Here is a 22,428-nt window from a genome sequence, read left to right as displayed (position 1 = left end):
GAAACGTTGATGTCGAATTCTTATGACTCCTCAAGTATCAAAGTTCTGAAAGGGCTTGATGCAGTACGCAAACGCCCTGGTATGTATATCGGCGATACGGATGACGGCACCGGTCTGCATCACATGGTATTCGAGGTCGTGGATAACGCAATCGACGAAGCGCTCGCAGGTCACTGTAGTGATATTTTAGTGACAATCCATGCCGACAACTCTGTTTCCGTAGTGGATGACGGGCGCGGCATCCCAACCGGTATTCACCCGGAAGAGGGTGTTTCAGCAGCAGAAGTCATCATGACCGTGCTGCACGCCGGGGGTAAATTCGATGATAACTCCTATAAAGTCTCTGGCGGCCTGCACGGCGTAGGTGTTTCTGTGGTTAACGCCCTGTCATCTAAGCTGGAACTGACTATCCGTCGCGAAGGCAAAGTGCACCAGCAGACCTATGAGCACGGTGTGCCGCAGGCTCCGCTGAGCGTGACCGGAGATACCGATGCAACCGGTACCCGTGTCCGCTTCTGGCCAAGCACCGCAACCTTCACCAACGTTATCGAATTCGAATACGAAATTATGGCGAAGCGCCTGCGTGAGCTGTCATTCCTGAACTCGGGTGTTTCCATCCGCCTGGAAGACAAGCGCGATGGCAAAAGCGATCACTACCACTACGAAGGTGGTATCAAAGCGTTTGTTGAGTACCTCAACAAGAACAAAACGCCGATTCACCCAACCGTGTTCTATTTCTCCAATGAAAAAGATGGCATTGGTGTGGAAGTGGCGCTGCAGTGGAACGATGGCTTCCAGGAAAACATCTACTGCTTCACCAACAACATCCCTCAGCGCGATGGTGGTACCCACCTTGCTGGTTTCCGTGCCGCAATGACGCGCACCCTGAATGCCTACATGGATAAAGAGGGTTACAGCAAGAAAGCCAAAGTCAGCGCGACCGGTGATGATGCCCGTGAAGGCCTGGTGGCGGTTGTGTCGGTTAAAGTGCCGGATCCGAAATTCTCTTCACAGACCAAAGATAAGCTGGTCTCTTCTGAGGTGAAATCAGCGGTTGAACAGCAGATGAACGAGCTGCTGAGCGAATACCTGCTGGAAAACCCAGGTGATGCTAAAACCGTTGTTGGCAAAATTATTGATGCTGCACGTGCGCGTGAAGCTGCACGTCGCGCCCGTGAAATGACCCGTCGTAAAGGCGCGCTGGATCTTGGCGGCCTGCCGGGCAAACTGGCGGACTGCCAGGAACGTGACCCGGCGCTGTCTGAAATCTACCTGGTGGAAGGGGACTCTGCGGGCGGCTCTGCTAAGCAGGGACGTAACCGTAAAAACCAGGCGATTCTGCCGTTGAAGGGTAAAATCCTCAACGTTGAGAAAGCGCGTTTTGACAAAATGCTGGGTTCACAGGAAGTCGCTACGCTGATCACTGCGTTGGGCTGCGGCATTGGCCGTGACGAGTACAACCCAGACAAACTGCGCTATCACAGCATCATCATCATGACCGATGCCGATGTGGATGGTTCACACATCCGCACACTGCTCCTGACCTTCTTCTATCGTCAGATGCCAGAAATTATCGAACGTGGTCATGTGTATATTGCTCAGCCGCCGCTGTACAAAGTGAAAAAAGGCAAACAAGAGCAGTACATCAAAGATGATGAAGCGATGGACCAGTATCAGATTTCCATCGCACTGGATGGTGCAACGCTGCATACCACAGCGGGCGCACCTGCGATTGCAGGCGAGCCGCTGGAAAACCTGGTGGCGAACTTCAACAGCACCCAGCGAATGATCAAACGCATGGAACGTCGCTATCCTTCTGCGCTGCTGCGTGCCTTGATCTACCACCCAACGCTGGTCGATCTGACAGATAACAGCGCAGTCAAAACGTGGATTGATGGCCTGGTTGCTTATCTGAACGAGCGCGAAGTCCACGGCAGCACCTACTCAGCACAGGTTCGTGAAAACGAGCTACACCAGTTTGAACCGGTACTGCGCGTACGCACGCACGGGGTAGATACCGATTACACGCTGGATAGCGAATTTATTCAGGGGCCGGAATACCAGAAAATCTACGATCTGGGTGGCGATCTGCGCGGCTTACTGGAAGACGATGCCTTTATCGAACGTGGCGATCGTCGTCAGCCGGTTGCCAGCTTCGAGCAGGCAATTGAGTGGCTGGTGAAAGAGTCGCGTCGTGGCCTTTCAGTACAGCGCTATAAAGGTCTGGGTGAGATGAACCCAGAGCAGCTGTGGGAAACCACCATGGATCCAGATAGCCGCCGCATGCTGCGTGTCACTATCAAAGATGCCATCGCGGCTGACCAGCTGTTCACAACATTGATGGGCGATGCGGTAGAACCACGCCGTGCCTTCATCGAAGAGAACGCACTGCGTGCTGCCAATATCGATATCTGATTAGTCAGCAATGAAATACGGAAGGGCAGAACGCGAGTTCTGCCCTTTTTGTTTGCGCTGCGCTATGAAACCATGAGTGGTAACTGGTCAATGTGAGCTGAATCGCGCTAGCATTGAAAGACTTTCTGAACTGACGAGGCGGTTATGGCGATAAAACTGGTAGCAATCGATATGGATGGCACGCTGCTCAATCCGCAGCATTTGATTACCCCAGCAGTAAAATCGGCAATTACGCGCGCCCGCGATCAGGGTGTAGCGGTGGTACTGGCAACGGGCCGTCCGTATGTTGGCGTGCAGCGCTACTTAGAGGAGCTGGATTTAGCACTGCCTGGACAGTACTGCATCACCTTCAATGGCGCGTTAGTTCAGCAAGCGGCCAGTGGGGAACCCGTCGCTGAAGTGACCCTGGGTTTTGACGACTATCTCTACGTTGAACAGCTGGCACGGGATCTTGGCGTCCATTTCCAGGCTTTTGAGCGCGATTATCTCTACACCACCAACAAAGACATCAGTGAATACACCATTCATGAAGCCAGCCTGACCGGTATCGCCCTGCGCTATCGTGCGGTAGAGGAAATGGACCCGCAGACCCGTTTCCCTAAACTCATGATGATCGACCGCGCTGATTTGCTGGATTCTGCGATTCGTCGCCTGCCTGCCGAAACGCGTGAGCGTTATACCATCCTGAAAAGTGCGCCGTATTTCCTCGAAATCCTCGACCCGCGTGTGAATAAAGGCCAGGGCGTCAAAATGCTGGCAGAAAAGCTGGGATTACAGCAGCACGAAGTGATGGCAATTGGCGATCAGGAAAATGACCTGTCGATGATTGAGTATGCGGGCATGGGTGTCGCGATGGGTAATGCCATTGATTCAGTGAAGCAGATCGCCCAGTTCATTACCAAAACCAATATGGAAGATGGTGTTGCCTACGCCATTGAAGAGCTGGTGCTGTAACTCATGCAGGAAAAACAGCTTACTTTCGCACAGCGCCACCATCAGTTAACCAATATCAACGTCTGGACAGCAGATAGCCAGTGGCTGGCATTTGATGTCCGTCCGTCCGGGGCATCCTTTACCGGCCTGACCATTGAACGCGTCAATGTAGAGAGTGGTGCGGTGGAGCTGTTGTACCAGGCCCGCGATGGTGCACATGTCGGGGTCGTGACGGTCAGTCCCGACCTGCCCGCGCGTTATGTCTGTATTCATGGCCCGGAACATCCTGATGCCCAGTGGCAGTATGATTTTCACCATCGGCGCGGTGTGATAATCCAGCAGCAGCAGGCGGAGAATCTTGATGCCTGTGACATCACTGCGCCTTTCACGCCCGGCGCATTGCGCGGTGGATCCCATGTGCATGTGTTTAGCCCGGATGGCACCCGTCTGAGTTTTACCTACAACGATCATGTGCTGCATGAGCAAAACCCGGCTGAAGAGCTACGTAATGTTGGTGTTGCTGTCCCACTGCGTGCCGTGGAGCCAGTAAAACAGCACCCACGTGAATATGGCGGCAGCCACTTCTGCGTGCTGGTCAGCCAGACGACGTCAACGCCTGTCGCAGGAAGCGATCAAATCAACCGGGCATATGAAGAGGGCTGGATTGGTACCCAAGGCTATCGCAAAAGTGATGGAAGCTGGCAGCGATGGGCGATTGCCTTTATTGGCGACACGCTTTCAGCCTCGGGGGAAAAAGTGCCAGAAGTGTTTATTGTCGACCTGCCAGAAGCGCTGTCTGACTATGCCCGCGCTGGTCATGCGCCACTGGAAGGCAGCGAACGGCGATTGCCAGCGCCACCCGCGGGCGTAGAGCAGCGGCGACTCACCTTTGGGCGTGGCCTGGCCTTGCAACCGCGTCATTGGCTGCGCGCCTCGCCGGATGGCAGTGCGATTGCCTTTTTACAGGCCGATGACCGTGGGTGTATTCAGCTCTGGACGGTGTCACCCAACGGTGGAACACCGAAGCAGATAACCCATCTGACCAGCAGCATTCAGTCGGCCTTTAGCTGGCACCCACAAGGTGAGGCGGTGGCTTTCGTGGCGGATAACAGCGTGATGCGTTGTGACATCAAAACCGGCGACTGTCAGCGTTTAACCGCGCGTAGCGAACAGCCCCCTTCGGCAGATGCTGTGGTTTGGTCCCCGGACGGGCAGCATATCGCCTTTATGCGGGATGTTGATGGGTGGCGGCAGCTCTTTATGGCCGATGCCCACCGCTAGCCGGGCCGCCGTGGTCGGGGCCACCAGGACCGGTAGCTGCCTGAGCAAGGCTTTCACTGGTGTGATTTTGCTGCTCGCTGGTCAGTACGCGATCGCGTATTGACTGGTGTGCAGGATCTTTACTGCCGTCACGGAAATAGTCCCACGGCAGTAAAACCGTATCCATAACCGCAGAGAAAGGAAGATCGATCAGAGCAAGAGGTTTCATTGCCCAACTGGCATTACCATCAGACAGTACATCAGCGCTGGCGCGGGTGCCGGAGTAATAGCCAGGCTCACCACCCGTATGCGACATCACACTGGCGCAACCCGAGGTGACAGAACAGCACACCAACATCCCTGCCAGCGGCATTTTCTTTATCATCTTCTTCATTAGATTTAATCCCTTCAGTCACGGTATCGCGGTGGCTGAGAATGTCCTTCTGAAAGCGCCTTCACTCTGCGGCGATGTGCGCGGGGTTCAAAAGAGTTGAAATCTGAGTGTATGCCATTTCCGCAGGATGGCGAAAAAAAATGCACATCGAGGGTTGAATTATGGTGGTCAGCGCCCATTTATAGTTCAGATGCGAAAGCCATTGCCGACAGGGATGGCTGTTCAATCAACGATCTGTCCATTGTGGAAGGTCGCAAAAAACTTGCTGAAATTCAGGAGTCTTAACATGCGTAATTTTGATCTCTCCCCACTTTATCGTTCTGCTATCGGTTTTGATCGCCTGTTCAATTTGCTGGAATCTAATCAGAGCCAGACCAACGGCGGCTACCCTCCTTATAACGTAGAACTGGTGGATGAGAACCACTACCGAATTACCATTGCCGTGGCCGGTTTCTCCCAGGCTGAACTGGAGATTACTGCCCATGACAACGTGCTGATTGTGCGCGGTGCCCACCCGGAAGCGCAGCCGGAGCGTAAATACCTCTATCAGGGTATCGCCGAACGCAATTTTGAACGCAAATTCCAACTGGCTGATCATATCGTTGTGCGCGATGCGAAGCTGGAAAATGGCTTACTGAGTATCGATCTGGAACGTATCGTTCCTGAAGAAGCCAAACCGCGCCGGATTGAAATCCTTAAATAAGCGAAGTTTGTAGCGTAAATCATGGTGAGCAAACCCGGGCTGAGAAGTCCGGGTTTTTTGTTTTCTCAACCCGTGCGTTGTCAGGCTGATGCCGCGCGAGGAAGTGCTATGCTGCCGAAAGGAAAACTCAACCGGAGCAAGCGATGAAGAGAACCCTTACCGCCCTGCTGGCGTTTGCCGTTCTGAGCGGCAGTGCACTGGCCGCCGAAAGCCCAGCTGAAAAGCAAAACATTCAAAATGTAGTGAATTTCTACAATAAGGGGCTGAATGAGAAGAACTTTGATGCCGCGCGACCATATCTTGGCAATGACTACAAACAGCACAATCCTGGCGCGCAGGATGGCATTGAAGGCTTTCGTCACTTCGTCGCGTTTCTCCAGCAAAAATACCCGCATTCGCACAGTGAAATTGTGCGCACCTTCGCCGATGGCGACTATGTGATTCTGCACGTTAAAACGACCGGTCGTGAAGCGGGTGAAACGAAGGCGATTGTCGATATTTTCCGTCTCGACCCGCAGCATAAAATTGTTGAGCACTGGGACGTAACCCAAGTGGTGCCTGACAAAACCGTCAGCGGTAACAGCATGTTCTGACAGAGCAGCGCCGGATGCGGCGCTGTCTGCTCACCACTACTCAGCGTAATTCAGCCAGCGCTGCTTAATCACGCCGCCAAAGACATTGACCAGCAGACCGATGACAATCACGCACACCCCAGCCAACTCCTGGCCACTTAACGTCTCACCCAGCAACAGTGCTGCACTGAGTAATCCGATCACCGGAACCAGCAGCGAGAGAGGCGCAACTCGCCACGTCTCATAGCGACTCAACAGGTTGCCCCAAATCGCGTAGCCGACGATGGTGGCAATAAAAGCGAGGTAGACCAGAGCCAGCACGGTTTGCAGAGAGATATTCAGCAGGCTGTTTATCATCGCGGCTTTGCCGTCAAACAGCAGCGAGCAGGCAAAAAACGGTACGATCGGGATAAGGGCACTCCAGACCACCAGCGACATGACCGGGACGCTGTGGTTACGCATAATCATCTTATTGGTGATGTTGCCCATTCCCCATGAAAGTGCGGCGGCCAGTGTCAGCATCATGGTAGTGAGCGTAATGCCAGCCCCGGCCTGTCCACTCATTCCGTCGCTTGCGAGGAGAAAAATACCCAGCGTAGCGATAACCATACCGAGGATGTGATTCCAGCTCAGCTTCTCTGCTAGCAGCAGCGCGCCCAACACCAGCGTGAAAAATGCCTGCGCCTGGAGAACCAGAGAGGCGATGCCCGCTGGCATGCCGAGTTTGATGGCGAGGAATAAAAAGGCGAACTGACCAAAGCTAATCGTCATGCCATAGAGCACCAGCCAACGCAGCGGAACGGCCGGGCGGCGAATAAAGAAAATCGCTGGAAACGCGACCAGGGTAAAACGCAAACCGGCCAGTAAAAAGGGGGGCATGCCCTGCAATCCAACCTTGATCACCACAAAATTGATGCCCCAGGCAACGACGACACACAGGGCTAGCAGCATATCTTTGACTGACATTGTCTTGTTCCTTGTTAATTGAGATATCCATTTTTATCAATGATGTAATTAAAGAAGCATGCAATTTAAACAATACACCCGATCGCGGTGTTAACGCGAACAAAGCTTGTACATATTCATCATCATAACCGATGTCGTGGGCGAATCGCGGCTGGCAGGCGGATTTCTGTGACAGAGGGGAAGAAGACTCTTCGCACCTTGCTCAAGGTGCGAAGAGGGAGTGAAGCGCTGGATTAACCCGCTAACGCTTAAGTGCCGTCAGTCTGGCTTAAGCTTGCCAGATCAGTTCCAGCTCTTCAGCCAGAATCGCGACCGCCTGTTCAATTTGCGCGTCATCCGGCACGTAGTTCATACGCATACATTGATGGGTATGCGGCCACTCTTGTTCCAGACCTGGGAAGAAGAAGTGACCTGGAACCATCAACACACCGCGCGCCTTGAGGCGCTGGTACAACACTTCGGTGCTGACTGGCAGGTCGCGGAACCATAACCAAAGGAAAATTGCCCCTTCTGGTTTGTGGATCAGGCAACGTTCCTCGGGAATATGACGTCGAATAATGGCCAGCGTACGCGCCACTTTTTCCTGATAGAAAGGCTTAATTACCGTTTCGGACAGGCGTAGCAGATCGCCACGTTTAACCATCTCACACGCCATGGCTGGCCCCACGCTACCCGGTGCCAGGCTGATAATGCCGTTCATGTTGCTGATAGCATCAATGGTGCTTTCATCGGCAACGACGATACCGCAACGTGCGCCTGGCAGCCCCAGTTTGGACAGGCTCATACACAGGATCACGTTAGGGTTCCACAGAGGGCGAACGTCGCTAAAAATAATGCCAGGGAAGGGGATACCGTAAGCGTTATCAATCAACAGCGGAATTTGCCGCTGTTGAGCCAGGGCATCCAACTGGCGCAGTTCATCATCGGTGATGACGTTGCCGGTTGGGTTGGTCGGGCGTGAGACGCAAATCAGGCCAATATCATCCTGTAGCGGCAGATGCTCGAAATCCACATGGTATTTAAACTGCCCTTCCGGCAGCAGTTCAATATTGGGTTTGGCCGCGACAAACAGGCCTTCATCCAGGCCCGCATCGGCATAACCGAGATATTCAGGGGCCAGTGGGAACAGTACGCGTTTTTTACTGCCATCCGCCCGGCGTCCGGCAAACAGATTGAACAGATAGAAAAAGGCGCTCTGACTGCCGTTGGTCAGGGCGATATTTTTTGCCGTAACTGGCCAGCCAAGTTCTTCACGCAGCATGCCAGCTAATGCTTCCAACAGCACCGCTTTTCCGCGCGGGCCATCATAATTGCACAGCGCCTCGGTGAGCTTGCCTTCGCTTAACATCTGCGCCAGCAGCTGCTGGAAATAGTCATTCATGGCGGGGATCTGCGCGGGATTACCGCCACCAAGCATAATCGTGCCAGGCGTGCGTAGTCCTTCGCCCATATCTTCCATCAGACGTGAAATACCGGAATTTTGCGTGAATTTGTCGCCGAACTGAGAAAAAGACATAGCGGTTTATAACGTTTCCTGCGGAATGGGGCTCCACCATAACGCCCGCCAGACGCAGGTGCAATGGGGAGCCGAAGGTTTTACGACGCGGCTTCAGGGTTAACGCAGTTCTTCTCCAGTTTGCCTTGAAGCGCTGCAATCAGGTTATCTACCGCATCACGCATCATGCCATAGCGGGTTTCATGGGTAGCGGAACCAATGTGCGGTAATGCGACGACGTTTGGCAGCTTGAGTAGTTCGGAGTTTGCCGGAACCGGCTCCTGCTCAAAGACGTCCAGACCTGCCGCATGAATAGTGCCAGCTTGCAGGGCCGCGATCAGTGCGTTTTCATCGACTACCGGGCCACGGCCAGCATTGATGAGAATGCCGCTTTTCTTCATTAACTTCAGCTGTTCGGCACCAATCAAGTGATGAGTCTGCTCGGTTAACGGCAGGATGATGCAGACGAAATCGCTCTCTTTCAGCAGCGTTTCGAGGTCAACACGCTGTGCGCCAAAGCGGTCTTCAGCCTCTTTATGTACGCTGCGCGCGTTATACAGAATGGGCATACTGAAGCCAAAGTGGGCACGCTGAGCCAGTGCCAGACCAATGCGGCCCATTCCCACAACGCCTAACGTTTTATGATGGACATCCACGCCATATTCCGCTGGCGTCACGCTCTCTTTCCACTGCCCGGCTTTGACCCAGGCGTCCAGTTCGGTGACGCGGCGTGCGCTGCTCAAAACCAGCGCCATCAGGGTATCGGCTACTGTTTCGGTCAGTACCGTGGGCGTATGCATCAATACCACGTTACGTTGGCTCATCGCGTTAACATCAAAGTTGTCATAGCCAACTGAAATGGTCGAACAGGCACGCAGATGCGGCATGTTTGCCAGCAGGTCACTATCCACTTTGTCGCCAGACCCTAACAGACCCTGCGCTTCCGCCAACGCGTGAGCATATTTTTTCTGATTCTCAGCGGACAAATCGGGAATTTCTGTCACGTTAAACTGGGCATCCAGCTTTTGGCGCAGATCGTCCGGGAGTGTTTTGTACAAAATGACATTCGGCTTCATTGCAGGTTCCTTGTGAATTGCGGTGGGTAGGGGGTGTGCGCTACCCGCAAAAAACGTGTGCATGGTGCAGTGATGTTGAGTTGTTTTAGCCCGAACAGTTAACACTATTGGCGTGCAGAGCGCTACAACCGAAATCCTACAGCATGTTGCTTAGCCCAGCGGTTGGCTGGAGCCGCGAATGACCAGCTCACCCTCAAACATTTGCTCGCTGAGGGGCAGATGTTCGTCGCCTTCAATACGTGCGATCACGCGTTCCAGAGCCGCATAGCCCATTTGCCGGGTGGGCTGTTTTAAGGTGGTAATACCAGGGCCCGCCAGCGCAGCCCACTCTTGTTCATCGAAGCCTAGCAAACCCATATGCTCACCCAGCTTAAGCTGGCAGCGTTGCATGGCCAGGGCCACCTGTAACGTCAGCGAGCCGTTAGCGGCAATGACAGCGCAGCGCTTTTCACCGTGGCGCTGGTAAAAATCTTTGAGGATTTGGTCAATATTTTCTGGCTGGTGTAGCGGCACGCCCGCATGCTCATGGGCAATGTCAGGGAAACGACTTAAGCAGTCATGGAAGGCAGCAAGGCGCTCACGGCGCGTATTGACGCTACCGAGCGGTTCACTGAGAAACAGCAACGCATTAAAGCCATTATCCAGTAAATGGCGAGTGACAACATGGGTGGCCGCGGCGTTATCCAGGCCAACCGCATCACAGGTAAAGTCAGGAATTTTACGGTCAATCAGCACTAGCGGTAGCGCTGACTCTTGCAGGCGATTCAGCGCCTCTTCCCGCATACCGACAGCATTCACCACCACACCTTCCACCTGGTAGCTATTCAGCAGCTGCAAATAGTGTTCTTCGAGATCGACTCTGTTGTTGGTGTTGCACATCAGCAGTGTAAAGCCGCGCTCGCGACAGGCGGCTTCGATTCCCGAGACCACCTCAACCGAATAGGGATTGGTGATATCCGCAATGATCACACCAATCAACCGGGTTCTGCCGCGTTTAAGGCCACGAGCCATCTGATTGGGCCGATAGTTCAGCAAGGCAATTGCCTGCTCGATACGCCTTTGAAGGTCATCAGACAGCAAATGTTTTTCCCCATTCAGATAACGGGAGATGCTGGTTTTGCCGGTTTTAGCGGTTTTAGCGACGTCCGTGATGGTGGCACGCGGCGGTCTGCTGTTCATTAAAAATACCTGTAAGGAGAAGACTGCCAGAGACTAGCACAGCCACCAGGCAAAAATCAGGGCGCTGGTCGCGGTAAACCGTTGTCACCGCGCTTGGGTTTCCGACCCGTCTCAGAATTAACCCGATACATTTGGCGAGTCTTGACCAATCACGGGTACAAAATCGTGATATAGCGCCAGGAGAGAAAAGGCTCACCCAGCAGAGGTGAGCCGAACGATTAGCTATTGCGTGGAGACAGGGTGATTTCAACACGGCGGTTTTGCGCTTTACCCGCCTCAGTGCTGTTGCTGGCAACCGGGTTGTCTGGTCCCATGCCCTGAGTACGCAACCTGCCGCTGTCAACGCCCTGTAAAATCAGTGCGCTGGACACGCTGTCTGCGCGCTGCTGAGACAGGCGCATATTCAGCGAGCGGGTACCGGTGCTGTCGGTAAAGCCAGCTATATTAACATCCGTGTCTTTGTACTCTTTCAACACCATCGCTACGCCGGTCAGGGTGTTGGCGCCCGCCGGTTTCAGGTTGCTGCTGTTGGAATCAAAGGTCACATTGTTAGGCATGTTGAGCACGATGTTGTTGCCCTGACGCGTTACGCTGACGCCAGTGCCGCGCATTTTGTCGCGTAGTTTTTTCTCCTGCACATCCATGTAATAGCCTGCACCTCCGCCCAATGCAGCCCCGGCAGCAGCACCAATTAATGCACCCTTACCGCGATCGTGGCGTGATGAGGAGAGCATCCCTACGCCAGCACCGAGTGCCGCACCAATTCCGGCACCAATGCCCGATTTGCCCGCTTCTGATTCACCGGTATAAGGATTGACCGTACAACCGGTCAGAACCATGGTGGCGCTCAAAGTAAGCGCCCAAATTAGATTTTTCTTCTGCATTTTTTCCTCTATGGCTTCGCCAGAACACTAAAAGCGGCGTAATTATGCCGTGCCAGAATAAGGAAAGGGTTGAGGTTTGGTCTGAATGTGTAAAGTTTCATCCCGAAACGTTAGCGGGGTGACAAAAGCAGTCGGTTTGATGTTCGCAGATCAACCCACAGGCCTGCATAAAAGAGTAGCAGGTGGTCGGGCCAACAAATTTAAAGCCGCGTTTCTTCAGTGCCTTAGAAAGCGCTTCTGCGCATGGCAGCGTGGTCGGGGCATCGCGGTAACTGGTGAAGTGGCTGATTTGCGGCTGGTTGCCGACAAATTCCCAGACAAACGACGAAAATGACTCGCCTGCGGCTTCCATCGCAAGAAACGCACGGGCATTACTGATAATGGCTTCCAGCTTACCCCGGTGGCGAATCAGGCCTGAATCGCTCATTCTTTCTGCCAGCGCCGCTTCATCCATCAATGCAATTTTCTGCGCATCAAAATCGAAGAAGGCTCGGCGATAATTCTGCCGTTTTTTTAGCACCGTAATCCAGGAGAGGCCCGCTTGCTGTCCTTCCAGGCAGATCATCTCAAACAAGCTGTGTTTATCCCTTTGTGGGCGACCCCATTCGTTGTCATGGTAGTCCAGATAGAGTGGATCTTGTGTTACCCAACCGCAGCGTTGCATTGTCATGTTCCTTATTTCCGGGGAAATTTTCGGCCAGAGCTTGATATTACCGTCAGCCGAATAATAGTTATACCGTACTCTTTTATAGCGGCAATGCGGCGGTGGGTTCGACTTTTTAGGCGATCCCGCTCAGGAAAAAAGTTACACTAATGTCGTAGCGTCCGGTATTTGGCGGACTTGATCTCTTCACCGCAGGTTTCCTCATGGCAGTCAAAATTTTAACCTCAACACTCATTGGCCTTGATCAGTTCCGCCAGGATCCCGTGGCTGCGCTGCAACATGCCGAACAGGGTACGCTCGCGGTGCTGGAGCAGTATGCCCCGGTAATGTACGCCATTACGCCTGAGCGATTAGCTCAGCTATTGGCGCTGGAAGCCGCCGCGCAGCAACCCAATGATGTGATGTTAGATGAGAGCTTATTTAGCCCTGAGAGCGCGCCAGTGGCCATACCTGCCGGGAAATTTGCGATGTATCCTCAATGGCAGCCCGATGCTGACTTTGAACGCCAGGCTGCCATTTGGGGCATCGCCCTCAGCGAGCCGTTAACGGCCACTGAACTGGCTGGATTCACGGCCTATTGGCAGGCAGAAGGGCGGCTGTTTCACCATGTGCAATGGCAGCAAAAACTGGCTCGCAGTGTGCAAATGCAGCGTGCAACACAAGGTGGTCAGCCTAAACGCGATATCACGCGCATCACCGATCCCGATCGCACCACTCCCGATGGCTTCCGAGGTGACTAATGAAAACGCCTGACGATCTGTTTCGCCGTTTAAAAAGAATGATGCCTGACGGCGTAAAACCGAAATTTACTTCGGGTGAAGAACTGCTCAACTGGAATCAGGAGCAGGGGCGCAGCCGTTCAGAAGCGATTGTGCGGGAAAACCGCGCGATGAAAATGCAGCGCATCATGGGGCGTTCAGGCATTCGTGAACTGCACATCAACTGCTCTTTCGACAACTATCGGGTCGAAAATGAGGGGCAGCGCAAAGCCCTGGCGCTGGCGCGTGAATATGCGGCAGAGTTTGATGGCAGTATTGCCAGCTTTGTTTTTTCTGGTCGTCCGGGCACCGGTAAAAACCACCTGGCTGCGGCCATTGGCAACGATCTGATCCTGCGAGGAAAAAGCGTCCTGATCGTGACCGTCGCCGATTTGATGTCGAGCATGAAAGGCACCTTCAGCGGGGCCAGCGATATCACCGAAGAGCGACTGCTACAGGATCTCAGCAGCGTTGATCTGTTAGTGATCGATGAAATTGGTATGCAGAGCGAATCACGTTATGAAAAAGTGATTATCAATCAGATTGTTGACCGACGTTCGTCGTCCAAGAGGCCCACTGGGATGCTCTCCAACCTCGACCATGCCGGTATGAACACACTGCTGGGAGAGCGTGTAATGGACCGAATGAGGCTAGGGAATAGCCTTTGGGTAAGATTTGACTGGGAAAGCTATCGCAGCCGCGTGCGGGGCGATGAATATTAAATAATCCTTAAGATTGGTTAAAGTAACCAAAAAAATAGTTTTAAAAGACTCAGATGATGTCGGCCCACTCGCTGTTACACTGCTTATTACACTCTCTTCCGGTGGTGAGCATAATGAAAGAGCCAGGTAAAGGTCCGGCGTTACTCAGATCGCACAACCAAAGACGCGTCATTGCAGAGATGCGCAGGCGTAAAGCTACGTCTCGACAGGATTTGTCTGCTGCGTTAACCCTCAGTAAGAACACCGTCTCTCTGATCATCGATGATTTACTCGCGCTCGGCGTGGTTGATGAACGTGGCCCGCTGAATAAACCGTTAGTTGGGCGACCTAAAATCGAGATCAGCCTACGCGCAGATAAACTGCTTAGTGCAGGTATTATGTTGGAAAGGGATCGCATTCACTGGAGTATCTGTGACTGCTTCTCTGTGGTGGTTGAAGAAGCATTTATCCCACTGCATAACCACCAGGTCGAAAGTGTTCTGGAACAGCTGGCAGATATCTGCCGCTCTCTCACCAAAGCGTGGCCAGCGCTACAGGGGATTGCGATCGGATTCCCAGGGATTGTCGATACGAGCCGCGGCTGGTTACATCTCTCTCTTCCCCTTGGCTGGCAGGACGTTGATCTGATGGGCTATTTGCAGCCTGTCACCCGGTTACCGCTGATGATGTTGAACAATGTCAAAGCTGCTGCGCTGTTCGCCGTGCAACAGGCGCAGCTGGACCACACCAGCAGCCATTTCTATCTGCGAATAGCTGAAGGGGTTGGAGGGGCACTGGTACAGCAGGGTCGGCTGATGTATGGCGACAGCTGGACGGCAGGCGAAGTGGGGCACTTAACGGTCGATCCAGAAGGCGACATGTGCCTTTGCGGCCGCCGGGGATGCCTGGAGGGGTTAATCAGCGTGGCAGCCGTCAACAGCAGACTGGCACTGCGTCAGGCTGGGCTGAGCTGGGAGTCGCGCCATCTGGCACCCGAAATCGTTGCAGAGGTGATGCAACTGGCGGGAGACAGCCTGGGCAAAGTGCTCAGTCAGCTATCGCTACTGATCGATCCAGCCAATATCATTATTGATGCGCCGTGGAGTGAAGATACGCATTTTATCCAGGCCGTATACGAAAGTTTCAATGCTTGTTCACTGCCGTTGGTGTCACAACATACCGCACTGCATTTCTTGCCCGAACGGGTTGCGCCTGCGCAAGGGTTAGCGCTGGCAGTCACCTTGCATGACGAAGAGTTATTGATTTAGCGATTCCCCGCCCGCACTGGGCGGCGGTTTCTGTACACATCCAGTCATCCGTGTTGACTGCCTGTCAGGGCAGTTTGCACGCGAATATACAAAACTTAAATGCAAAGTTATTCTTTTAAGCTCAACGTTAATGGATGTGATCCCCAACACAATTCCATGATTACGTACTTACTAATTTCTTATATTTTATTATGAGCGGAAAAAGTTAGTTAAATAATTAACTTTCCACTAAGTGTATGAAGTGTTTGTGTTTTGCATTTAATGCAACCTATTTAATATTTTGGTAACTTAAGTTATCTTTATATCGTGAAATTAGCCTCCTTGAATAATTAATGGTTGCCTTTTATTATCGCCTCGCAGTGAATTATTACTGTGTCATGACAACCAAAAAGACACTCTGATGTTATCTTCTGATCAAGAATCAGGATTTTTTATTTTCATAAGGATTATTTCTATGAAAGCAAATGCTCTGGCGATTTTAATCTGTGCCCTTTTCCCGATCTCCGCGTCTGCAAGTTTAAAAGACAACAATATTGAATCCCGATTAAATGAAATTGAACGCCGCCTGGCACAACAGCCGGGAACCGGGTTTGTAAATAGCAGTGACAGTAAAAATAACCTTAAGTTTTATGGCGATGTGGAGTTTGATTTCGATGCTGCCAGCCATACCGGACGGTTGACCTCAAACAAGCACGCGCAGGGTTTCTGGGGGGAAGGTAATAACGAACGCCTGAATATTGGCGGCAGAATATTACTGGGGTTTGATGGAAAACGAGAAATGGCTGATGGCCATTATGCTGGATTTAGTGTGCAGCCACTGGCAAAAGTCAACGGCGAAATGGGGCTTGATGATGCCGCTTTCTATTTTGGTGAAACGAAAAACTGGCAAATAAAAGCGGGTCGCTTTGAAGCCTGGGACATGTTTGCGTTTAACCAGGACACATTTATTGAGCACTCAGGCAATACGGCTAACGATCTTTACAGTGATGGCTATGGCTACATTTATATGATGAAAGAGGGGCGTGGCCGCAGTAAAAATGGGGGCAACCTGTTAGTCAATAAAGAGTGGGATAACTGGTATTTTGAAGTGAATACCGTGCTGGAGGATGGCAGTGCGCTGTTTGCTGATGGCTCTTACCATGGCTATAAACTGGAAAATCGTAAAAACAGCCTGCGGATGCGTCCGGTGTTGGCATGGCGTGGTGAGAACGTCACTGTGGCCGCAGGTATGGAAAGCAATCTGATGCGCAATGCCTGGGGCTATCATGATACCCGTGGTCAATGGGTCGACCAGTCCCGCCGCACCGGTTATGGTCTGACGATGAAGTGGCTGGCGGCGCAGCCTGATCCCCGTGACAACCTGGTGATGAACTTTAATGCCGCCATGCTGGATGCAAAGGATGAACGCGATCTGTCGCTGGGCGCTAACGGCTTGTGGCGTGATGTTGAACTGGGCTATATCTTCGCCCACAACAAAATCGATAAGCTCAATCCCGCTGCTTTTGGCGGGGCCGGGCCGTGGTTAACCAAGCCGGGCAGCTACAATATTCACACGCTGCATGCGTCATGGAAATTGCCAGATATACTGCAGATGGACAACTTTGCTATCTACCTTGGCGGTTACGCTTCCATGATTAACAGTGAGATGGCGGACAGTTCCCATAGCGATCCTCGTTACGGTGCGCGCCTGCGCATGAAGTACCACTTCTAAACCGAACGCCCCCTGGAGACAGGGGGAATGTATCAGCTGACCAGATGATAACGGTCGACGCGTTTTACCCCCCACGCCAGCAGTAAGCTGCCCGCCAGCGTCACGCCAAACACCCAGGGTAAATCCAGCAGCGGATAGTACATCGCGTCATAGTGGTGGGTGCGAATGAAATGAATGAACAGTGCGTGAAAGCCATAAATAGGCAGAGAGTAGTGTGAAATCATCGCCAGCAACGGCAGCGGGCGCTGGTTAAACGCATTCTTAAACAGCACCAGCAGGCTCATCGCCGCAATAAATACCAGCGGGCCACAGTAAAGATACCAGGTATCGTTGAATGCACCATTGATCTTCAGTTCTTGCCGGGTGCCCAACATGATGCCAATGACGCAGCCAGCGAAGACTAACAGTGCCAGTGGCGTTATGCCTCGCCGTTCCGTGTGCATAGTGCCGATGGCACGACCTAACAGCGCATACAGCAGGTAATAAAAGCTGTCGCCGCTGACATACAGATTCAGCGGCAGCCAGTGGAAAGCGCCGACCGACTGGCTGGCAGTATTGGGATTCGCCAGCACAGCCAGTACCAATACCACGAGTAAGACGTAACGAGCCTGTACTGGTTTCACCTGAATAAGCGGTGAGAGAAGGTAAATTCCGATCAGGGCAAAGAAGAACCACAGGTGATAAAACACCGGTTTTTGCAGCAGGTGCAGCAGTGAAAGCCCCTCGTTAATGGGGGTCAACAGGGTGATATAGGCCAGGGCGACAGCACTGTAAAACAGTAAACAGGCCACCAGCCGCAACATATGGCGCGGTTGCGCGCTGCGCTCACCGAAAAACAGGTAGCCTGACATCATGAAGAACAGCGGAACGCAGACCCGTGAGGCGGAGTTCAGCAAGTTTGCCAGATCCCAGCTCCAACCGCGCACCGCTTCGGGGCCGGTGATGTACCAGGTGGTGGTGTGAATCACGATCACCATCAGACAGGCTACCGCGCGTAAGTTGCTAATCCAGTGAATTTTCTGCGTCATAATCCGTTGCGTTTTTGCTGTCAGGAAGCCTGTTGGCAGGATACTCCGTCACCAAGGGTAGCAGCGGTATAGCAGACGACAACCTATCCATCCGTCTTTTCAGAGCTGTCTGTCGTGTAACCTTGCTTCAACAGCCGCACCGGGCGCAGGATTTCCGGCTGCACATCGCGCGGTCAAAGGGTATACTGGCGCACACTTTTTTCATCTACCCAACGCGTGCGAATTCAACATGCAAAAGTTTGATACCAAGACCTTTCAGGGCCTGATCCTGACCTTGCAGGATTACTGGGCGCGTCAGGGCTGCACCATTGTTCAACCGCTGGACATGGAAGTCGGCGCTGGCACTTCACACCCAATGACTTGCCTGCGCGCAATTGGGCCGGAGCCAATGGCGACCGCCTACGTACAGCCTTCCCGCCGTCCAACCGATGGCCGCTACGGTGAAAACCCTAACCGTTTACAGCACTACTACCAGTTCCAGGTGATGATTAAACCTAACCCGGACAACCTTCAGGAGCTGTATCTCGGATCGCTGAAAGAGTTGGGTCTGGATCCTACTGTGCACGATATCCGCTTTGTCGAAGATAACTGGGAAAACCCAACGCTGGGTGCCTGGGGACTGGGCTGGGAAGTCTGGCTGAACGGGATGGAAGTGACGCAGTTTACCTACTTCCAACAGGTAGGTGGACTGGAGTGCAAACCGGTAACCGGTGAGATCACCTATGGTCTGGAGCGTCTGGCGATGTATATCCAGGGCGTTGACAGCGTATACGATCTGGTCTGGAGCAACGGCGCATTTGGCACCACCACCTATGGCGACGTGTTCCACCAGAACGAAGTGGAACAGTCCACTTACAACTTTGAATACGCAGACGTGGATTTCCTGTTCAGCTGCTTCGAGCAGTATGAAAAAGAAGCTCAGCAGTTGCTGGCGCTGGAAAAACCGCTGCCACTGCCTGCCTATGAGCGCATCCTGAAAGCCGCCCACAGCTTCAACCTGCTGGACGCGCGTAAGGCCATCTCGGTCACTGAGCGTCAGCGCTACATCCTGCGCATTCGTACACTGACCAAAGCAGTGGCCGAAGCCTACTATGCCTCGCGTGAGGCACTGGGCTTCCCGATGTGCAATAACAACAAGTAAGAGGCAGCCATGACCGAAAAAACTTTCCTGGTGGAAATTGGCACCGAAGAGCTGCCACCAAAAGCCCTACGCAGCCTGGCGGAAGCCTTTGCTGCACAGATTACCAGCGAACTGGATAGCGCAGGCCTGAGCCACGGCGAGATTAACTGGTTTGCATCGCCGCGCCGCCTGGCGGTAAAAGTGGCTAGCCTGAGTGCCGCGCAGCCAGATCGTGAAGTAGAAAAGCGTGGCCCGGCAGTCTCGGCAGCGTTTGATGCTGACGGCAAAGCCACTAAAGCAGCGGAAGGCTGGGCGCGTGGTAATGGCATCACTGTTGATGAAGCTGAACGCCTGAGCACCGACAAAGGTGAGTGGCTGGTTTACCGTGCGCAGGTGAAAGGCGAGACGGCTCAGCAGTTGCTGCCAGCCATGATCGCCACCGCACTTACTAAGCTGCCAATTCCTAAACTGATGCGTTGGGCAGACAGCGATGTTCAGTTCGTGCGTCCGGTACACACCGTGACGTTGCTGCTGGGTGAAGAGCTGATTCCGGCAACGATTCTGGGTGTTGCTTCTGACCGCATCATTCGCGGCCACCGCTTTATGGGTGAGCCTGAATTTGCGCTGGAAAATGCCGATCAGTATCCACAGGTACTGGAACAACGCGGTAAAGTCGTTGCCGACTTTGCTGCGCGTAAAGCCAAAATCAAGGCCGATGCTGAAGCTGCCGCGGTGAAACTGGGCGGTAAAGCTGACCTGAGCGATAGCCTGCTGGAAGAGGTTGCTTCGCTGGTCGAGTGGCCAGTGGTGTTGACGGCGACATTTGAAGAGAAGTTCCTGGCAGTACCTTCAGAAGCCCTGGTTTACACCATGAAGGGTGACCAGAAATACTTCCCGGTCTATGCCGCTGACGGCAAACTGCTGCCAAACTTCATCTTTGTGACCAATATTGAGTCGAAAGATCCGCAGCAAATTATCTCCGGTAACGAGAAGGTGGTACGTCCACGTCTGGCCGATGCTGAGTTCTTCTTCAATACCGACCGTAAAAAGCGTCTGGAAGATAACCTGCCACGTCTGGAAACCGTGTTGTTCCAGAAAGAGCTGGGAACGTTGCGAGACAAGACCGATCGCATTCAGGCCCTGGCGGGCTGGGTTGCCGCTCAGATCGGTGCAGATGTGAATCACGCTACCCGTGCTGGCCTGCTGTCCAAATGTGACCTGATGACCAACATGGTATTCGAGTTCACGGACACCCAGGGTGTGATGGGCATGCACTACGCGCGCCATGACGGTGAAGCGGAAGACGTTGCAGTTGCACTGAACGAGCAGTATCAGCCGCGTTTTGCGGGCGACGATCTGCCTTCTAACCCGGTTGCTTGTGCAGTCGCTATTGCCGATAAAATGGACACCCTGGCGGGTATCTTTGGTATTGGTCAGCATCCGAAAGGCGATAAAGACCCGTTCGCACTGCGCCGTGCTGCGCTGGGCGTGCTGCGTATTATCGTCGAGAAGAACCTGCCGCTGGATCTGCAAACCCTGACAGAAGAAGCAGTGCGTCTGTACGGCAGCAAGCTGAGCAACGCAAAAGTGGTCGATGAAGTGATCGACTTCATGCTGGGTCGTTTCCGTACCTGGTATCAGGAAGCGGGTCACAGCGTTGACACCATTCAGGCGGTACTGGCGCGTCGTCCAACCCGACCGGCTGATTTCGATGCGCGCATGAAAGCCGTTTCGCACTTCCGTACTCTGGAAGCTGCATCCACGCTGGCCGCAGCCAACAAACGTGTGTCTAACATTCTGGCAAAATCCACCGAAACGCTGAACGAAAGCGTGCAGGCAGCCCTGCTGAAAGAGAATGCTGAGATTCAGTTAGCTACCTTCGTGACCGGTCTGGGTGATAAGCTCCAGCCGTACTTCGCGGAAGGCCGCTATCAGGACGCACTGGTTGAACTGGCGCAATTGCGTGAAGCGGTAGATAACTTCTTCGACAATGTTATGGTTAACGCCGAAGAAGAGGCAGTACGCATCAACCGCCTGACACTGCTGAACCAGCTGCGTGAGCTGTTCCTGCAAGTCGCGGATATCTCGCTGCTGCAGTAACGGTTTAGTATAAGCCAGTCATTATTGTGACTGGCTTATACATTTGTAGCTATTCATTTACCACTCAAAAAATGGCATATGAATAACTATTTTTTTATATGTAAAATAAAACCCAGCTTGCTTATTTTTACTTAGAGGTGAGCGCTCTCGTGGGTTATTAAACAGAAGAAAGTCAGAACTCAACGTTTATCATAATGGGGTTTATCAGAAATTATGAATAAAATATTTTTTTCTGCTTTGTTTTTTTTGTTTTCAACAATGTCTTATGCGGGCGATAAATCACCATTTTTAATTACGCCGCATTATAAAATATTTATTGATGAGCATTGCTCAGAATATGATATTGCTTGTAATAATGTTACTTATACTTCAGTCAATAAAAAAACGGGAGTAACTTTAACATTAAAAGGGGCAACAATTAACGTTGGCCCTTCGCAAGACTTTCGTGGCTATGACTTTCCTAACGGAGAGTATTTGTATCGCTTAATTCCCTCAGATAAAGATAGCTCACGGTGGGAGCTACTGGTGATGAAAAAGGGGCATGTGTTACTGCAAGAGAGTGGAACAGGCGGATGATTCTGCCTTAACATGCCGGAACGGTGCGCGCAAAGCTGGCGCGCTGGAACAGATCTTCTGCCAGTTTGACCAGTGCCGGGCGTTCCACGCACCAGTCCGGCACAATCCGACGAAAGTTGAGGTAACCGAGCATACAGCCGGTCGCAATGTCCGCCAGGTTCAGGGTATCGCCATGCAGCCACTGCCCGTCGCGGGCTTCCTGCTCCAGACGATCAAGTCCTCGTAGAATATGGCCGCGACAGCGGATCAGCAGCGCTTCGGATTGCTGATTGCCCGGTCGCTGCTGCTCACGCACGATCAGCACGGCAGCATCCGTAATGCCATCCGCCAGCTTCGCCAACTGGCGTACCTGCAATGCCTTAAGCGGGTCGGCGGGCGAAAAGGCGGGAGGTGTATGCTGTAGCTCGAGGTAATCGGCAATAATTGCCGAATCAAACCAGCACTGTCCGTTGTCATCCACCAACGCCGGAACTTTCCCCAGCGGGTTGTAGCGCGGGACTTCGCTCTCCTCCAGCCACGGAGATTCGTTCACAAACTCGAAAATGATGCCTTTTTCCAACAGCATAACGGAGATCTTCCGCACAAAAGGGCTGGTATAGCTGCCGATCAGTTTCATTTTCACCTC

21 protein-coding genes are annotated in these 22,428 nt (G+C 52.9%); 12 read left to right on the top strand and 9 right to left on the bottom strand.

The genetic code is table 11. The features are described from left to right. The first annotated feature begins 9 nt into the window (after positions 1-9). The 3 genes from gyrB (at position 10) to B880_RS0120510 (ending at position 4,629) form a co-directional block, all read left to right on the top strand. Positions 10-2,415: a DNA topoisomerase (ATP-hydrolyzing) subunit B gene (gene gyrB, locus B880_RS0120520; RefSeq protein ID WP_017349341.1), complete on the top strand. Its 2,406-nt coding sequence runs from the start codon at positions 10-12 to the stop codon at positions 2,413-2,415. A gap of 144 nt (positions 2,416-2,559) precedes the next feature. Continuing rightward, positions 2,560-3,369 carry a sugar-phosphatase gene (yidA, locus tag B880_RS0120515; RefSeq protein WP_017349340.1) on the top strand — a complete coding sequence of 270 codons (810 nt, stop codon included), beginning with the start codon at positions 2,560-2,562 and terminating at the stop codon, positions 3,367-3,369. Positions 3,370-3,372: 3 nt separating this feature from the next. Beyond that, a complete protein-coding gene (locus B880_RS0120510) occupies positions 3,373-4,629 on the top strand; it encodes a DUF3748 domain-containing protein (protein WP_017349339.1) in 1,257 nt (418 codons plus the stop codon). On the opposite strand, the gene B880_RS25355 is transcribed toward B880_RS0120510, so the two are convergent. Then, positions 4,607-5,002 (bottom strand): YceK/YidQ family lipoprotein, encoded by a 396-nt coding sequence (locus B880_RS25355; RefSeq protein WP_017349338.1) that lies wholly within the window; start codon positions 5,000-5,002, stop codon positions 4,607-4,609. The two genes, B880_RS0120510 and B880_RS25355, sit on opposite strands and share 23 nt — an antisense overlap. A 286-nt stretch (positions 5,003-5,288) precedes the next feature. On the opposite strand from B880_RS25355, the gene ibpA reads away from it, so the two are divergent. Both ibpA and B880_RS0120495 read left to right on the top strand, forming a co-directional pair. Next, a complete protein-coding gene (ibpA, locus tag B880_RS0120500; RefSeq protein ID WP_017349337.1) occupies positions 5,289-5,705 on the top strand; it encodes a small heat shock chaperone IbpA in 417 nt (138 codons plus the stop codon). A gap of 143 nt (positions 5,706-5,848) precedes the next feature. Then, entirely contained in the window at positions 5,849-6,298 is a 450-nt protein-coding gene (locus tag B880_RS0120495) for a nuclear transport factor 2 family protein (RefSeq protein ID WP_017349336.1), read from the top strand. A 36-nt stretch (positions 6,299-6,334) separates the two neighbouring features. Here the strand turns inward: B880_RS0120495 and B880_RS0120490 are convergent, their stop codons facing one another. From B880_RS0120490 to B880_RS0120465, 6 genes are all read right to left on the bottom strand, one after another. Continuing rightward, the gene (locus B880_RS0120490) at positions 6,335-7,243 is read right to left on the bottom strand and encodes an O-acetylserine/cysteine exporter (RefSeq protein WP_017349335.1); all 909 of its coding nucleotides are present in this window, start codon (positions 7,241-7,243) and stop codon (positions 6,335-6,337) included. Between the two features lie 268 nt (positions 7,244-7,511). Continuing rightward, positions 7,512-8,759, bottom strand: a complete 1,248-nt coding sequence (locus B880_RS0120485; protein ID WP_017349334.1) for a valine--pyruvate transaminase — start codon at positions 8,757-8,759, stop codon at positions 7,512-7,514. A gap of 80 nt (positions 8,760-8,839) precedes the next feature. Then, a complete protein-coding gene (ghrB, locus tag B880_RS0120480; protein ID WP_017349333.1) occupies positions 8,840-9,814 on the bottom strand; it encodes a glyoxylate/hydroxypyruvate reductase GhrB in 975 nt (324 codons plus the stop codon). Positions 9,815-9,964: 150 nt separating this feature from the next. Then, positions 9,965-10,993, bottom strand: coding sequence for a LacI family DNA-binding transcriptional regulator (locus tag B880_RS0120475; RefSeq protein WP_017349332.1), 1,029 nt, complete (start codon positions 10,991-10,993; stop codon positions 9,965-9,967). Between the two features lie 218 nt (positions 10,994-11,211). Continuing rightward, on the bottom strand, positions 11,212-11,877 hold the full coding sequence (locus tag B880_RS0120470; RefSeq protein WP_017349331.1) for an OmpA family lipoprotein: 666 nt from the start codon (positions 11,875-11,877) through the stop codon (positions 11,212-11,214). A gap of 97 nt (positions 11,878-11,974) precedes the next feature. Beyond that, entirely contained in the window at positions 11,975-12,541 is a 567-nt protein-coding gene (locus B880_RS0120465; RefSeq protein ID WP_017349330.1) for a DNA-3-methyladenine glycosylase I, read from the bottom strand. A gap of 203 nt (positions 12,542-12,744) precedes the next feature. Between B880_RS0120465 and dnaT the strand changes: the two genes are divergently transcribed. From dnaT to B880_RS0120445, 4 genes are all read left to right on the top strand, one after another. Then, positions 12,745-13,281 (top strand): primosomal protein DnaT, encoded by a 537-nt coding sequence (gene dnaT, locus B880_RS0120460; RefSeq protein ID WP_017349329.1) that lies wholly within the window; start codon positions 12,745-12,747, stop codon positions 13,279-13,281. Continuing rightward, entirely contained in the window at positions 13,281-14,021 is a 741-nt protein-coding gene (gene dnaC / locus B880_RS0120455; RefSeq protein WP_017349328.1) for a DNA replication protein DnaC, read from the top strand. The genes dnaT and dnaC overlap by 1 nt, the downstream gene beginning before the upstream one ends. Before the next feature lie 113 nt (positions 14,022-14,134). Further along, the gene (locus B880_RS0120450) at positions 14,135-15,268 is read left to right on the top strand and encodes an ROK family transcriptional regulator (RefSeq protein ID WP_017349327.1); all 1,134 of its coding nucleotides are present in this window, start codon (positions 14,135-14,137) and stop codon (positions 15,266-15,268) included. 454 nt (positions 15,269-15,722) lie between these two features. After that, a complete protein-coding gene (locus B880_RS0120445; protein ID WP_017349326.1) occupies positions 15,723-16,979 on the top strand; it encodes a carbohydrate porin in 1,257 nt (418 codons plus the stop codon). A gap of 32 nt (positions 16,980-17,011) precedes the next feature. On the opposite strand, the gene B880_RS0120440 is transcribed toward B880_RS0120445, so the two are convergent. Next, positions 17,012-18,007, bottom strand: coding sequence for an acyltransferase (locus B880_RS0120440; protein ID WP_017349325.1), 996 nt, complete (start codon positions 18,005-18,007; stop codon positions 17,012-17,014). 229 nt (positions 18,008-18,236) lie between these two features. Between B880_RS0120440 and glyQ the strand changes: the two genes are divergently transcribed. The 3 genes from glyQ to B880_RS26775 all read left to right on the top strand — a co-directional run bounded on the left by glyQ (position 18,237) and on the right by B880_RS26775 (position 21,803). Further along, complete coding sequence (gene glyQ, locus B880_RS0120435; protein ID WP_017349324.1) at positions 18,237-19,148, top strand: glycine--tRNA ligase subunit alpha; 912 nt, start codon at positions 18,237-18,239, stop codon at positions 19,146-19,148. 9 nt (positions 19,149-19,157) lie between these two features. Beyond that, positions 19,158-21,227 carry a glycine--tRNA ligase subunit beta gene (gene glyS, locus B880_RS0120430; RefSeq protein ID WP_017349323.1) on the top strand — a complete coding sequence of 690 codons (2,070 nt, stop codon included), beginning with the start codon at positions 19,158-19,160 and terminating at the stop codon, positions 21,225-21,227. A gap of 213 nt (positions 21,228-21,440) precedes the next feature. After that, entirely contained in the window at positions 21,441-21,803 is a 363-nt protein-coding gene (locus B880_RS26775) for a hypothetical protein (RefSeq protein ID WP_071524426.1), read from the top strand. Between the two features lie 7 nt (positions 21,804-21,810). Here B880_RS26775 and B880_RS0120425 read toward each other — a convergent pair whose 3' ends face one another. Beyond that, the gene (locus B880_RS0120425; RefSeq protein WP_017349322.1) at positions 21,811-22,419 is read right to left on the bottom strand and encodes a glutathione S-transferase; all 609 of its coding nucleotides are present in this window, start codon (positions 22,417-22,419) and stop codon (positions 21,811-21,813) included. Positions 22,420-22,428: the final 9 nt, after the last annotated feature.

Origin of the sequence: Pantoea sp. A4 (assembly GCF_000295955.2) — a bacterium.
GTDB classification, from domain to species: domain Bacteria; phylum Pseudomonadota; class Gammaproteobacteria; order Enterobacterales; family Enterobacteriaceae; genus Pantoea; species Pantoea multigeneris.
This window is presented reverse-complemented; position numbering and strand designations above follow the sequence as displayed.